The organism is Dyadobacter sp. CY323 (assembly GCF_021390245.1).
Taxonomy (GTDB): Bacteria; Bacteroidota; Bacteroidia; order Cytophagales; family Spirosomataceae; genus Dyadobacter.
In genome coordinates this window covers 84,078-97,960 of sequence record NZ_JAJUXH010000024.1, presented here as the reverse complement: position 1 = coordinate 97,960, position 13,883 = coordinate 84,078, and the positions used below count along the sequence as shown (strand labels likewise).

Annotated in this window: 11 protein-coding genes; 2 read left to right on the top strand and 9 right to left on the bottom strand. The window is 48.4% G+C overall.

Translation table 11 applies throughout. The features are described from left to right. From LZG72_RS25575 to LZG72_RS25545, 7 genes are all read right to left on the bottom strand, one after another. Entirely contained in the window at nucleotides 1-384 is a 384-nt protein-coding gene (locus LZG72_RS25575) for a hypothetical protein (RefSeq protein ID WP_233877988.1), read from the bottom strand. Nucleotides 385-429: 45 nt separating this feature from the next. Further along, nucleotides 430-1,971, bottom strand: a complete 1,542-nt coding sequence (locus LZG72_RS25570) for a RagB/SusD family nutrient uptake outer membrane protein (protein ID WP_233877987.1) — start codon at nucleotides 1,969-1,971, stop codon at nucleotides 430-432. A gap of 30 nt (nucleotides 1,972-2,001) precedes the next feature. Continuing rightward, on the bottom strand, nucleotides 2,002-5,103 hold the full coding sequence (locus LZG72_RS25565; RefSeq protein WP_233877986.1) for a TonB-dependent receptor: 3,102 nt from the start codon (nucleotides 5,101-5,103) through the stop codon (nucleotides 2,002-2,004). A 190-nt stretch (nucleotides 5,104-5,293) separates the two neighbouring features. Continuing rightward, a complete protein-coding gene (locus LZG72_RS25560) occupies nucleotides 5,294-5,971 on the bottom strand; it encodes a TrkA family potassium uptake protein (protein ID WP_233877985.1) in 678 nt (225 codons plus the stop codon). Nucleotides 5,972-5,982: 11 nt separating this feature from the next. Next, a complete protein-coding gene (locus tag LZG72_RS25555) occupies nucleotides 5,983-7,752 on the bottom strand; it encodes a TrkH family potassium uptake protein (RefSeq protein WP_233877984.1) in 1,770 nt (589 codons plus the stop codon). A gap of 121 nt (nucleotides 7,753-7,873) precedes the next feature. Next, nucleotides 7,874-8,932, bottom strand: a complete 1,059-nt coding sequence (locus LZG72_RS25550) for a calcium:proton antiporter (RefSeq protein ID WP_233877983.1) — start codon at nucleotides 8,930-8,932, stop codon at nucleotides 7,874-7,876. 240 nt (nucleotides 8,933-9,172) lie between these two features. After that, nucleotides 9,173-10,828, bottom strand: coding sequence for a carboxylesterase/lipase family protein (locus LZG72_RS25545; protein ID WP_233877982.1), 1,656 nt, complete (start codon nucleotides 10,826-10,828; stop codon nucleotides 9,173-9,175). 256 nt (nucleotides 10,829-11,084) lie between these two features. Here LZG72_RS25545 and LZG72_RS25540 point away from each other — a divergent pair, with 256 nt between their 5' ends. Beyond that, nucleotides 11,085-11,723, top strand: coding sequence for an outer membrane beta-barrel protein (locus LZG72_RS25540; protein ID WP_233877981.1), 639 nt, complete (start codon nucleotides 11,085-11,087; stop codon nucleotides 11,721-11,723). Between the two features lie 74 nt (nucleotides 11,724-11,797). Here the strand turns inward: LZG72_RS25540 and LZG72_RS25535 are convergent, their stop codons facing one another. Together LZG72_RS25535 and LZG72_RS25530 are read right to left on the bottom strand one after the other, a co-directional pair. After that, nucleotides 11,798-12,481 (bottom strand): DUF2490 domain-containing protein, encoded by a 684-nt coding sequence (locus tag LZG72_RS25535; RefSeq protein ID WP_233877980.1) that lies wholly within the window; start codon nucleotides 12,479-12,481, stop codon nucleotides 11,798-11,800. Next, nucleotides 12,481-13,071 (bottom strand): hypothetical protein, encoded by a 591-nt coding sequence (locus LZG72_RS25530; protein ID WP_233877979.1) that lies wholly within the window; start codon nucleotides 13,069-13,071, stop codon nucleotides 12,481-12,483. The genes LZG72_RS25535 and LZG72_RS25530 overlap by 1 nt, the downstream gene beginning before the upstream one ends. A 186-nt stretch (nucleotides 13,072-13,257) precedes the next feature. Between LZG72_RS25530 and LZG72_RS25525 the strand changes: the two genes are divergently transcribed. Beyond that, complete coding sequence (locus LZG72_RS25525; RefSeq protein WP_233877978.1) at nucleotides 13,258-13,836, top strand: Crp/Fnr family transcriptional regulator; 579 nt, start codon at nucleotides 13,258-13,260, stop codon at nucleotides 13,834-13,836. Nucleotides 13,837-13,883: the final 47 nt, after the last annotated feature.

Here is a 13,883-nt window from a genome sequence, read left to right as displayed (position 1 = left end):
TTAAAGAGAGGCGCTTTGATTGGTTTTAATGGCTTGAACGGTTGCCACGCCGCGCCGCCATGAGAAAAATTTTAAATTGGTCCTTCCCGAGCTGATCACCAGAAGCGCGTCCGCACCGCAGCGGCAGGCGGCTGGCCTCGCCCGGTCGATAGCCGCTTTTGCAGAACGCCTGACATACAAAGCAGATCCTGTGATGCTTTCCACCTCGCACAACACCACGTAAGATCCATTCACTTCATTGACGGTATTGAAAACCGGCAGCTGACAATCACCTGGTTTGGCATTCACGTGGCTTACTTCTTTCACCTTTACGGACGCACAGGAAGATAGTACTAACAATGCAAAAATGCAGAGAATGCACAAGCTGCGGGATATAGTTGTCATAAAAATTCAGGTTTTGCGGAAAAACAATATTTATAATTACCAAAATCAATAACCCGGGTTCTGTGTCAGATTTGGATTTAAGTCAATGTCCGATTGCGGGATGGGGTACCATTCATTTCTGTTTTTAACAAAATTGGTAAATTCCGGATCTCTCACCGCCAGCTGCGGCCCCAGCTCGCCCCAGCGCTGCAGATCGGCAAAACGCCAGCCCTCGCCGGTGAGCTCGGTAATGCGCTCGTGTTTGATCTGAGCAAGAAATTGTGCCTGATTCCAGCCCGCCGCTTGATTCAGCGGCCTCAGCCCGGCACGTACACGTACCATATCCACAAATGGATAAGCCTGCGCAGTCTGCCCGATCCCATTGAGCGCCTCGGCGTACATGAGCAAAATATCGGCATATCTCAACAGCCGGTGGTTGTTAGGCGACCTGAAACCTTCCTCGGTCCGTCCGGGCTCATTGTCATTTAATTGTTTCCGAAACCAAACTGCGCTGCTTTCGCCGGTATTCGTACCATAACGGCTGGCGAATGTCTGCCCGTAGATCATCGTGAACTGCGGACCGCGCACGTCGGTGGAATCGAATAACAGTGTCGCTGCAAGTCTCGGATCCCTGGCACCCGATGCCGTCTTTTCTTTTTCAAATTCACCGATAAGCCAGCGGCGCGCCCCACCATCGGAAAAGCCCACGCCTCGCGGCGCGTAAAACTGGGCAATGGATGTTCCCGTGTTGTTAATGCGGGTTTCGTCCACGTCGTCGTCGGTATTTTCATTAGGATTAAACCTGAATTGTATTTCAAAAACAGACTCGCTGTTGTTCTCGGTGGAAGCCTTGAAATTGTCCTGATAATTGGCTGTGAGCGAATACAAGCCTTTTCCTTCGCCCGTAATAAAAAATGCAAGTGCGGTAACCGCTTCCTGGTATTTTCCTTGCTGCAGATACGCTTTTCCTAATAAACCCATTGCAGCGCCCCGCGTGGCACGACCCAGATCGTCGCCGGTGTAGCTGAGCGGCAGAGTCGTTGCCGCTTCGGTCAGGTCCTTTTCCACCTGTGCCCAGGCTTCCGCATTGGTTGCATTCGAGGGCCGGTCCGTTGGCTCGGAAGGTTCCAGTATGATTGGCGGCCGGCCGAAATATAAGGTCAGATTGAAATAAAACAATCCTCTCAAAAACTTTGCTTCGCCGATAATGCGGTTTTTCAACCCTTCATTCATTTCAATGCCTGGCACATAAGCCAGCACCTGGTTCGCCCTGAATACGCCGATAAACAGGTTTTGCCAGGTCCCGGCAGTCAGACCTTCGTTGTAGTTGGTCTGGTTGAAACTCATGATGTTGTTTAGCGTAATGTCGCCACCGGAACCGTAGCCCTCGTCCGACCGGAGCATTCCATGGTAAAATAAAAACCTGGAATAGAGCGTGGCCGTGCGATGGAATGTGCTGTACACGGCATTGATGCCTTTCACCGCATCCGTTTCGCTTTTCCAGAACGATGCGATCGTGGGACTGTTCGGGTTAGGCTGGTCAAAATCGCGGTTACAGGCACTGGCAACCAATAAAATCATTGAGGTAAGCAAAAATATCTTTTTCATGTCGATGTCTTTTGGATAAATGGCCGATTGTCAGAAGCCCAGATTAAGGCCGAATGAAATGATGCGCGAGGCGGGATAACCTCCCAGGTCCACGCCGGGTTCGAGGTTGAAATTCGCTCCGACTACATCGGGATCAAGTCCGGTGTATTTGGTAAAAGTCGCCAGGTTTTGTGCGCTCACATAAATCCTTGCATTGCTTACAGACAATTTGCTGGTCACGTTTTGTGGAATTGTATACGAGAGTTCCACATTTCTCAACCTTAAATAAGAACCGTTTTCCAGCCACCGATCGGTGTTGGCACGCACATTGGAGACGATTCCACGGTCGGCGCTGGCCGGGTCGCCCGCAGCACCTGTCGAGTACGAAACCCCAAGTCGGGGAAAATCGGTACCGGTATTCTCAGGTGTCCACGGATTAATATCCCGGCGGTAATTGGAATAACCCATTCCGTCTATTTCCCTTCTCACATCATTATATAACTTCTGACCAAATGCGCCGTAAAACTGAACATTTAGCGAAAAGCCCGACCATGTTCCATTCAGGATCAACCCCGAGGTAAGTTTGGGCCACGGGCTGCCTGCGAATGTGCGGTCGCGGTCATTGATATCATCATTTGTTCCCTGGTCGATGCGGTTTACATAGCGAACATCCCCGGGTTTGGCGTACGCAGCCTGTGCTTTGTGGGCCTGCACTTCTTCATCGTTTTGGAAAAGTCCGTCTGTTTTGATCAGGTAATACTCCCCAATGGAGCGGCCCACCTGCGAGCGGGTATTGCCCGACTGAATGTAATTTCTCGGCTCACCGGTTTCTTCATCTACCCCTAAGTTCCCGAGAGCAAGTACCTTATTTCTGATCAAACTGAAATTCGGCGCGACGCTCCATGTAAAAGGCCCGGAAGTCTGGCGGTAAGTAAAATCGAACTCAATCCCTTTATTTTCAATGGAACCGATGTTCACCAGCGGGTCACCCTGCAGGTTTCCAATGTAAAGAGGCAATGGAAGCGAGAGCAAAACATCCTTCGCCACCGAGCGGAATGCGTCGATGGTAATCGCTAGTTTATTGTTAAAAAGCACCAGATCGGCACCGATGTTGGTTGTCGCTTTTTGTTCCCATTTAATGTCTTCATACACCAGCCTCGCCTGCGTTGCGCCTGGAAATTCCGTTTGTCCCGAACCAAAAACAGCCCGTGGCGCCTGGTTCAGAAAGCCGGTAAACTGGTAATTGCTCAGGTTGGCCGAGCCCAGTACCCCGTAAGATCCTCTCAGTTTCAGCTCGGTAACAAGGTCGGATTTAAAAAATTCTTCATTACTGATTTTCCAGGAAGCTGCCGCCGAGGGAAAATAGCCTGTGCGGTGCGCGGGGGAGAAACGGGAATCCTTATCGGCACGGAATGTAAATGTGAGGTAGTACTTTTCGGCGTAATTGTAATTTAACCTGCCTAATGCAGAATTAATGAGCGTTTGCGAGCGTGTTCCCGAGGATGTCATTCCGCCGCTGGCTGAGTTGATGGTTGTGAAGTAATCGCCGCCATAAACGCCAAGCTGCAAACGCCGACCGCCCAGATCGTCCGTTTTGATCGTTTGCTGGGTGTAACCCACTACGCCGTTGATAGTATGTTTACCAATGGTGTGGTTAAAATTCAGGGTATGCTCAAACAGGTAGCTCAGAAACTGCGCCCGGTTCTGCCCGACACTACTGAAATCGGGTGACTGGTTCCAGTACCAGAGTCCTTCTTTTCTTATATTATTGGTTTTGTCGAAACTGGTTTCAAGCCCTGCATTGAACCGGTAACTCAGGCCTTTCAGGATTTTATAGTCGAGATAGGCGTTTCCTAATACTTTGAAAAAATTGAAGGTAGTTTTGGTAATGTCATTGATCGCCACCTGGTTTCTGGCAAATGAGCGTGCATTAAATGAGCCATAACCCCAGCCGCCCGGATTGGAAGTACTGGCCAGATCGGCGCTTTGTACCGGAATGATCGGCAAACTGGTCCAGATATCGTACCAGGCGTTCCCCTCCGCAAATCCACCCTGAAAAGGCGTATTGCGCTCGGTACTGGAAATCATCAGGTTTTCGCCAAAAGTAAATTTATTGCGCGTCGCTTCTGTATTGATCCGTACAGACGCCCGCTGGAAATCGCGGGCTTTCAACACACCTTCGTCAGCAAAATAAGAGCCGGAAATCAGGAACTTACTGTCTTTTCCCCCACCCGATAAGCTCACATTATAATCCTGAATACTACCTGTCTGCAACAGCTGATCTGCCCAATTGGTATTCACCGCTCCGTTGAAATTAGCGACTGCGGGCTGCAATGCGTAACCTGCTGCCTGATATGCGCGGGTATTAGTCGCCACGTATTCCTGCGCATTCATCATATCCCACCTTTTGGGAAGCGATGAGAGACCAAAGCGGGCCGTAGCGTCTACTTTCAGCGGACCTTCCTTTCCTTTTTTGGTAGTAATAATAATTACTCCATTCGCAGCCCGCGAGCCGTAAATGGCGGCCGCGGATGCATCTTTTAAAACTTGTATGGTTTCTACATCATTGGGATTCACGGTGGTATTCGCATCGGCGAGCATGCCGTCGATCACATACAGAGGACTTGCATTACCGAACAGCGTACTCAGTCCACGTATATTCACTACCGCTTCCTGGCCTGGCGCGCCGCCATTGCGCACCGCCACGCCGGGTGTCATACCCTGCAACGCTTCCGGCACCGACCGGGCAATACGCTTGTTCGTATTTTGGGCATCGATAATTCCGGTAGCGCCCGTCAGGTCCGTCCGCCGCACCGACTGGTAGCCGATCACGACAAATTCTTCAAGATTCTGCGCGTCTTCGGCGAGCTGGATCGTGTAGGCAGACTGATCCGTCACGGGAACGTCCGACGCGAGATAGCCGATAAAAGAAACCCGTAACGTTTGCCCGGTTTGTGCGGTAATGGAAAATTTACCGTCGGCATCTGCGATCGTTGCCGAGCTGGTCCCAGCAATGAGCACCGTAGCTCCGGGCAGCGACTCGCCTGTGGCTGTCTGCACCACGCCGGTAATTTCCCTGCCCTGCGCAGATGCGGTTCCGACACCGGTTAACAATAGAATCAAAATCTGAAACAGAGTATAGGGATAGCGCATAGTTGTTGGTTTATTTATTTGAAATAATCTTAACACAGTTACTTACTCCGAAGGCGCAAAAAAAATTGCATCTATTGTATAAATACTGTGCCATAATTAAGTCGTGGTGATTGCATGCATCGCTTATTAAATACAAAAAGATCGTCTGGTGGGACGATCTCTTGATAACCTTGCGTTTAGGGGTTCAGGCTCAGTGCATCAGCTTTTCGATATCACTCAATTCCCCAAACAGAACCAGTACTTCATTTTCATGCATTACCGTCTGAGGCGTAGCAATGCCGGACGCCCGTTTAAAGATTTTGGCAAGCCCATTCTCGGATCCTTTGGATAATGTGAGCACCGTCAGTACAATGACGTTGTAACGGTTAGTCAGGTCGGCTTGGGCGAGGGTCATGCCGACATAGCGCGCCGGGACGCGGATTTCGATAATGCTGTACTTTTCGGATACTTTAAATGAGTCGACAATGCCTGAATTGTCCAGCCGCATCGCGAGCCTTTCTGCCGACTCTTCCTCTGGTAAAATGTATTCCTCAATCTGCATTGCTTCCAGTACTGTTTTTTGAAGATCTGAAACGACGCGGCCGATGATCTTTTTGACGCCGAGCTGTTTGAGCAACGCCGTCGAAAGCAGAGACGCACCTTCATCTTCTCCAATGGCGACAATACATGCGTCCGCATCTTTGAGCGGAAGTGAGCTGACCGCATTCTTATCGGTACAATCCATGCAAACCGTGTGCGTGATCCGCTCTTTGAGCTGCTCCACTTTTTGCATGTTGTTATCAACCCCGATGGTTTCATGTCCCAGTTCGGTCAGCCTTATTGCCAGTGATTTCCCAAAACTCCCCAATCCAAATATGATGTATTTCATGCCTATCCGCTTTAAAAGTTCATTTGCTCACCGGGGAGCTTGTATTCTGTGGGCTTTGCCTTTTTTACAAATGCGACCAACAGGGTCAGTGAGCCTACCCTGCCGACAAACATAGTCAAAATGATAACCAACCGGCCAGCCTGGCTCAGCTCGGGTGTAACGCCCAGGCTGAGACCTGTGGTGCTGTAAGCTGAAAAGGTTTCGAATGCGAGTGATAAAAGATTTTTGTCCGGATCTGTAATGGATAGCATAAAAATGGCCGCGCCCAAAAATATCAGAGACAGGGAAATAATGCCCAGAGCCCTGGAAACTGACTCTTCCGAAATTCTCCTTCCAAACACTTCGATGCTGTCTTTACCCCTGGCCAGCGTCAGGATATTGAGTGTGGCCAATGCAAATGTGGTGACTTTGATCCCTCCTCCCGTCGAGCCCGGTGCTGCCCCGATCCACATTAATAAGAACAGCAGCATTACAGTCGGGAAAGCCAGCTCACTCATGATGACGGTATTAAAACCCGCCGATCGCGGGCTTGTACCAATAAATAAGGCGGTAACAATTTTTCCGAAATAGCTTTCATGTGCCAGAAGTGTATGCCTGAATTCCAAAATGAACACCATAACAAACCCAAACAAGATCAGGAAGAAGCTGGTATAGGCGATGATTTTAGAGTTAAATGCAATCACTCTCGCACGGTGAAGAAAATGTCGGCCGTGCCTGACTCTATGGTAAAGATTTAACACCCACCGTTTAATGAACTCGTAGGAATTGAAAATGATACCGAAACCTAGCCCGCCCATCACAAACAGCAGAATAATGGACAGATGAAGTTGGTAATTAAACCGCAGCGTGCCATGGTTCAATCCATCGGGCAAAATGGAAAATCCCGCATTACAGAATGCTGAAACCGCATGAAAAACAGTAAAATACAGTCTTTCCGCGGGGCTTTCGAAACTGGCCGCGTCCAGGCTCAGATAGATGAATATACCTCCGAGTATTTCGAAGAAAAAGGTGACCAGTATAATTTTATATAAGGTCGAAATAACTGAGCTGACCTTGTTCTCGCCAATCAGTTCGGTGAACATCAACTGGTTTTTATACGAAAAACCTCCTGAGAAAAAGTAGCCGAAAAAGCCGGTAAATGTCATAATCCCCAGCCCGCCGATCTGCACCAGCACCAGCAGGATCGTCTGCCCGAAACGAGTAAATTCCGTGGATATGTCTACAACCGACAGGCCGGTAATGCAAACTGCACTGGTCGCCATAAACAGTGCATCGACGAAAGTAAGCTGCTGATGCTGGGTCGTTTTAGGCAACAGCAGCAGCGCGGTTCCAATCAGGATCAATGCCAGAAAGCTCAGCACGAAAAGCAGGGTCGGATTGAAATAGAACTTATCGAAAAACAGCGTCTGCTTTGAAACTTCAATGATCAGAATGGCAAAAATGCCCAGATACATCCATTCTGGCTTGACAAGCTCGGTGCCATCGGTCGCTGAAAAATGATAGCTGTCGGCGATGATAACGGCAACGAAAAAGAAAAACAACAATGCCTCTCCGACGCGTGAGATAACCGAAGATTTGCTTTTGAATGCGGTGAATAACTTCGCAGCCAGCGCAACGGCGAAAAAAAGAAAACACCATTCAAGTATACGGTTTGTAAGCTGCTCGATCTTCGGATCGGTGTTGTAGCCCAGATGAAAAACAATTACCATCGAGCAAACGACACTCATTGCGATCAATATGAGATCCAGCGATTTCCGTAACTGTCTTATTTTTTCATCCATTCACCCCTCATGTTTAACCACAAACATAAGGTTATTTGGCAAGTTGCATGCCATTATCTGCGGCCGGCGATAATCACTCCGACCGAAATTTCTTCTGCCCACAGTCCGGACAGCCGTTATTTCAATGAAATATGATGGTGAATATGTACATCATGAGGTTGATCAAAAGCACCATTGCATATAATCCATTTGTCTGACCTTTGTTGAGTGAAAGCATGACGGTAAAAACAGAAAGTCCAAGCAGCATCATCGATTTCATGTCTAGCCCCAGCACAAGCGGTAAATCCATTACTGTGCAAACCACTGCTACGGTAGGAATGCTGAGGCCGATACTTGCCAATGCTGAACCCAATGCGAGATTAATGCTTGTCTGATACTGGTTACGTCTGGCCGCGCGGATGGCGGATATGCCTTCCGGCAACAGTATAACCGTTGCAATCGCTACACCCACCAATGCAGTAGGCAGGCCAGCCGCTATAACCCCGCCTTCAATTACCGGGGAAAGGTTTTTAGCCAGTAAAATAACGATCCCTAGACATACGAGCAGCAGACCCAGACTAATGAAGGCTTCTGACCGTGAAACCGCCTTTTCTTCGCCTGATTCCCCCACCACAAAATACTCGCGGTGCCTGATGGTCTGCGTGAATATAAATGACCCGTAAATTACCAGGCAACAAATGCCAATGGCGATCAGCTGTGGCGCACTGTAAGAAGGACCGGCGATGCTGGTAGTATAATTCGGCAGTACCAGTGTAAGCACGAGGATCGACACCAGGCTTACCAAAGCAATTGTTACGCTTTTTGTCTCAAAACTCTGTTCCTTATATTTAATGGCGCCTACAAACATACTGATACCGAGGATACCATTAAGGATGAGCATGACGGCCGCAAACAGGGTGTCTCGCGCATAGGTATCGGCACCTTCACCTCCCGTGAGCATCAGTGACACGATGATTGAAGCTTCCAAAAGTGTTACAGCCACTGCTAAAATGATCGTACCGTATGGCTCACCTACTCTGTGTGCTACGACTTCAGCATGGTGCACAGCCGAAAGCACACCGCCGATCAGAGCGATCGTGGCCAGGAAATTGACTAAAAAACCGGTACCTGTTGGTACCAACAAGTAGAAAATCCATGCAATAGCGGGTGTTATATAAGTCCATTGAAATATTTTTTTCATAGAAGAAAGTCAGGTAAGTTTTCCAATCAGGGTGTGAGAACATAAACTAAAAGTAAGAAAATTTCTATGCCCCTGGGCTTACTTGGCGTGTTACCGGCACAATCCGATGAAAAAAAACGATTAAAACCCGCACTTATCCGGCTTATGTCAGAGCACCTACACAAAAAAAGGGGCAACCCGCTCAAATGCCGGTTGCTCCGTAGATTAAATTAATGTGAAGTACCAACCCATAGCCAGTGGCTATACTTTCTTAATCGATCGCCACATTGCCAGTTCCTCTCCGAACCGGTCATTAATGACTTCACATTTTGTATCAATGCGCATGGTCGGCCGGGTTTTCAGATTGTAGGCGGGCCATTCAGGAACGTCTTTGGCGGCAGGTTTTCCTGTTCGCGCAAAAGTCGTCCAGAGTTCTGCAAAATGGTGAGACGCTACGAACCGCTCTGGTTTTTTGCCTCCAAAAAAACTTTCACTGGGTTGTGACGGGTCTTTGGGAGGGACTTCGTTATTGAATTTAAAACTGATATCCATTGCGTGCGGCGTGCCCATCGGATAGTCCGTATCCAGGATCTTTTTCTCCGACTTGTACCCGAAATTGTATAAGTAAACCGGCGCGCCATTCTGTTTCACCTTCTTCTCGGCGATATCAATGGAGCCAAGCCCCATCATCGCAATGGACGAAATGGCAACAAAAACGTCAATTGCAGACGCATTGGGCATGGTTTTTCGATATGTCCCGATCATTTTACCCGTATCCGCACCGTGGAAAGGTTCGAGCTTTGTCTTTAAACCCTCAAAATCCAGTTTTACCAATTCCGTTTCCTTTCGTTGCCAGATAAAAAAGTTATACTCATCTTCATTCCAGCCAACAAGAAGCGGTTTGTTCTTTGATATTTCGGGAGCTGCGGGATCAAATGGATGATGCGGCAGAACGGTACCATCCACCACCGGACCAAACCCACCTGCACCCGGCTGGGCCGTTTTGTTTTTTTCCTTATCAATAAATGGCGGGACAGACGGCAGTTTGGTTTGAATGGCCAGCAAATCTGCCGCGGGCACATCCAATAACTTTCTCCAGTCTTTTGGCGAAATGTTAAGTTCTCTCAAAAGCATGGCTGTCGTCTGAGCCGCTGCTTCTTTGGTAGTCATGCGCACGCCGGGCCCGCTTTCAATCGATGCTTTATTGAAGTAAGGGGCCGCCGACGGCATCGCGTATAAACATGATGTTTTTGCTCCCCCACCCGATTCGCCAAAAATCATTACATTATTGGGATCCCCGCCAAATTGAGCAATGTTGTCATGCACCCATTTCAAGCCGTCAACAATGTCCAGCATGCCCATATTACCCGAACCGGCGTAATCCGCCCCGGCAATCTCGTCCAGGTAAAGAAACCCGAGCAACCCAAGCCTGTGATTGGTCTGCACCACAACGACATCAAAATTCCGGGCAAGATTGGAGCCATCCTGACTTTGCGACGCACCCGACCCGATCACAAATCCACCGCCGTGGCTGTAAAACATGACCGGTCGTTTTTTGTTATCATTCGCGGGTGTCCATACATTCAGAAACAAGCAATCCTCTGCCGGCGCCGGCTCATTATGGCGGGGCGGCTGCATGGCAGGCGCACCAAAGACGGAGCTGCGGACGCCCGTCCACGGTTCTACGGGCGCAGGACGACGAAATCTCCGGTCCCCCGAAACTTTGCCGCCATACGGGATACCCCTGAATATATTAACACCCTCGTAACGCACACCCCGCAGTTTTCCCGGCGCAATTTCGACTTCAACAAATCCGTCCTGCGTGACTTGCGATGTAAACCCAAACCCGCTCGTGGCCAACGCGGCGGTAGCGAACGAAAACTGTGATAAAAACTGCCTTCTGTCAATGGAATTCATGGGAATGAGACGATTAAGGAAAGATTGCCGGATCTTGCAGGCTGCATGTACCAGCAGCAAAAGTCTGGCATTACAAAATTGTACTCACCTACTCCCGCAAACGAACAGTACCTCCGGTTTTGGAGAGTGCAAACTATATTCATCGGGTCCACAAAAACACCCGGTAAACTAGTAGTTAGTTGCTGCTTTGTCCTTATTTAACAGGAATTTATGGAAATAAATCCGGTACTGTTACATCCATTAAAAGAGAGAAATAATGAGATCAATCCTGAATACCTCATTGATTCTGGCCGGATTCTTGCTGTCCTGGCCAGCTGCTTTTGGCCAGAGTAAGTTTGATTTTTCTGCTTCGGTGGCACCTTTTTATGGGCATTACAAAGTCACGGCAACCGTCGTACTCCCTGTAAGTGATGGCAGCGGCGAACTCGCCTCCCAGGAGTGGACATCGGAATCATCGCCGAAAGGTTATTGGATCGGTCTTAATGGAAGATATTCATTTTCCCAAAAATGGTCCGCGTCGACCGGGTTATGGTTTTCACAATCCAGAAGCAAGACATCTGCTTCCAGCAGCCGGTCCCATAATTTTTCCATTCCTGTGATGGTCAATTTACAGACGTCCGAAAAGACGCTGTCTCCCTATTTTTCAGCAGGTGCATTATGGAATTTCGGCACCACAAGCCGTCTGACTATTCCTGATTTTGGGACGGTCGTGCTTAAATCCGACGATAATATTTCAAGAATATCCCCGCTGGTCGGGGCCGGAGTGATTTACCATTTTGCCCGGCGTTTATCCCTCATTGCCCAGCCCACGTTCAGCTATGCAATTCCTCCTTCGGATATCAAATCCCGCTCCTATCAGCTCAGTTTTAATGCCCAGCTGATGTTCAAACTGTAATTACCGGCAACCTATTTTTTGGCTTCCTCACTGCAACTAATGGAGCAAGCGATGCATAACCAGCTTAAGGCCAATTAAATACTGATAAACCAGCCAATACTAAGCCAGAATTGTTGCGCTCGTACCGTCTCGCTAAAACCACTTACACGGTATTCCAAACCCAGCTCCACCTTATTATTGTCCGTTGCATTGTATCCCAAAGCGAGTAATCCGCGGATTTCCAGGTCGGTTTGCTTCGTCGACCAGATGCCGAGGTACTCGTTGTTGAATTTGGCATAGAACTCTTTCGGGTCGATTTGAAGCCCATTCAATGGTTTTTCAAGGCCTAAACGGTATCGCAGCCTGATCTCGGCGGGTTCTCCGGAACTAAAAGTTTCATCGGTCACGATCCGGTGTGCAATGCTCACGAGATCAAGGTTTTTCACATTGTTAAACTGCTGAATGAGACGGTGTGTAAACTTTTTGTCTTCCAGCCGGACCAGGTATCCCCCACCCAGCGTATTGTCTGCCGACAACTTTGTGGTGAGCACCGCGCTCAAATCCGTTCTTTCATACCGGAACCGGTGCGAGGCCAGGGCTTCCGGTTCTTTCTCGGAGAATATCTGCCTGGTTTCCAGTTTGGTATTCAGCTTCCAGTTTTGCAAAACCTTGAAATTTACATTGATCTGAGAAAGCGATCCCGCCCTGTAATCCGACTGGCCGGATACTGCGACGGGCAGAATGAAGAATAACAGAAAAACAAAAACGAGCGCACGCATCAGTATATGAGGTTATCCGTATTTCGCTGAACGATCTCCTTCAAGCTCACGACCTCTCCGTCATTTTCCGACAAGACTTCGAAATAATGCTCTTTTTTTCCTTGTGAGCCTTTTACAATCAACTCATACCTCACCACTATCCCCGCCACGGCCTTGTCTTTCAGCAGAGATTCTTTCAAAGCTTTTTCCGACCCATTCCAATGAAGCTGAGTTTTAACAATCTTGTAGCCGGAAAATTTTTTACCCAGGTTTTCCTTAAGTTTGGCCCGACCTGCCGAATTCATTTGATCTACTCGGGATAATACCTCAACATCCTGGATATTTCCGGATTCATCAAACTCGATGCTGTACCGTTTCCCGGAGGATTTCAGTTTGGCTTCTATCGATTTTCCGGTCAGGCCCTCCTCGCGATACCAGTGGATTTTCGCTTTTTTGAACACTGAGGAAACAAATGAAATGGCATTTTCAGGAACCGCATTTGGCTTGATGCTGTATTCGCGTTCATATTTTTTTTGCGCCAGACATGGGATCCACAGCAACGGCGCCAGCAGGCTGAACGTAAGATTTACAAAGTGTTTTCTTTTAATCACTGGGACAATGTTCTAATGCGTTTGGGGATGAGTTTCCGGGTTGGGCGTTTTGTTTTTTGCAATGGGTTAGCTCACCATTACCATGCCATATGCGATCCAATAATATATAATGTAAGTGGCAAAACCAGCGTGCATGCGCATAATCCGCTTTTTCCTACATTTGAACCTGTCAATCAGGAATAAGAAATGGAAGCAAAAGAGATTCTAAAACAGCACATTACGCAAATCATCACACTTACCGATGAGCAGTTTGATCACTTTTACGCACATTTCAAACCTCATTCCTTTAAAAAAGGCCAGATTGTAATTTCCGAAGGCGAACGGGTGGAACAGGAGTACTTTGTTATTTCCGGCTGTCTGAAAGCGTTTTATGTAAGCGATGAAGTGAAAACATACATTCTGCAATTCGCTATGCCTACCTGGTGGACGTCGGACTATGGCGCTTTGTATAACCAAACAAAGGCTACCATCAGCATCGATTGCATTACGGACGCGGAAGTACTTTCCCTTTCAAATCACGACCGCGAGAAATTATGCAGTGAACTGCACCCGGTCGAATACTTCTTCCGCTGGCGCACCAACCGCGGCTACCTGGCGTCCCAAAAAAGACTTTTATCATTTATGAACAATGATACCAAAGCCCGTTATGAAGAGCTGCTATCGCAATACCCACAACTTTATAATCTCGTCCCGAAACACCTGATCGCCGCCTACCTCGGGGTGTCCCGCGAGACGCTCAGCCGGCTTTACAATACCCATAGATAGGCTTCTATCGAAAGTGATCTACATCACGTAATCACATCCAATTTCCT

Coding starts and splice junctions, on each gene's coding strand:
- LZG72_RS25575 (WP_233877988.1), bottom strand. CDS start 384: ATGACAACTATATCCCGCAGCTTGTGCATTCTCTGCATTTTTGCATTG.
- LZG72_RS25570 (WP_233877987.1), bottom strand. CDS start 1,971: ATGAAAAAGATATTTTTGCTTACCTCAATGATTTTATTGGTTGCCAGT.
- LZG72_RS25565 (WP_233877986.1), bottom strand. CDS start 5,103: ATGCGCTATCCCTATACTCTGTTTCAGATTTTGATTCTATTGTTAACC.
- LZG72_RS25560 (WP_233877985.1), bottom strand. CDS start 5,971: ATGAAATACATCATATTTGGATTGGGGAGTTTTGGGAAATCACTGGCA.
- LZG72_RS25555 (WP_233877984.1), bottom strand. CDS start 7,752: ATGGATGAAAAAATAAGACAGTTACGGAAATCGCTGGATCTCATATTG.
- LZG72_RS25550 (WP_233877983.1), bottom strand. CDS start 8,932: ATGAAAAAAATATTTCAATGGACTTATATAACACCCGCTATTGCATGG.
- LZG72_RS25545 (WP_233877982.1), bottom strand. CDS start 10,828: ATGAATTCCATTGACAGAAGGCAGTTTTTATCACAGTTTTCGTTCGCT.
- LZG72_RS25540 (WP_233877981.1), top strand. CDS start 11,085: ATGAGATCAATCCTGAATACCTCATTGATTCTGGCCGGATTCTTGCTG.
- LZG72_RS25535 (WP_233877980.1), bottom strand. CDS start 12,481: ATGCGTGCGCTCGTTTTTGTTTTTCTGTTATTCTTCATTCTGCCCGTC.
- LZG72_RS25525 (WP_233877978.1), top strand. CDS start 13,258: ATGGAAGCAAAAGAGATTCTAAAACAGCACATTACGCAAATCATCACA.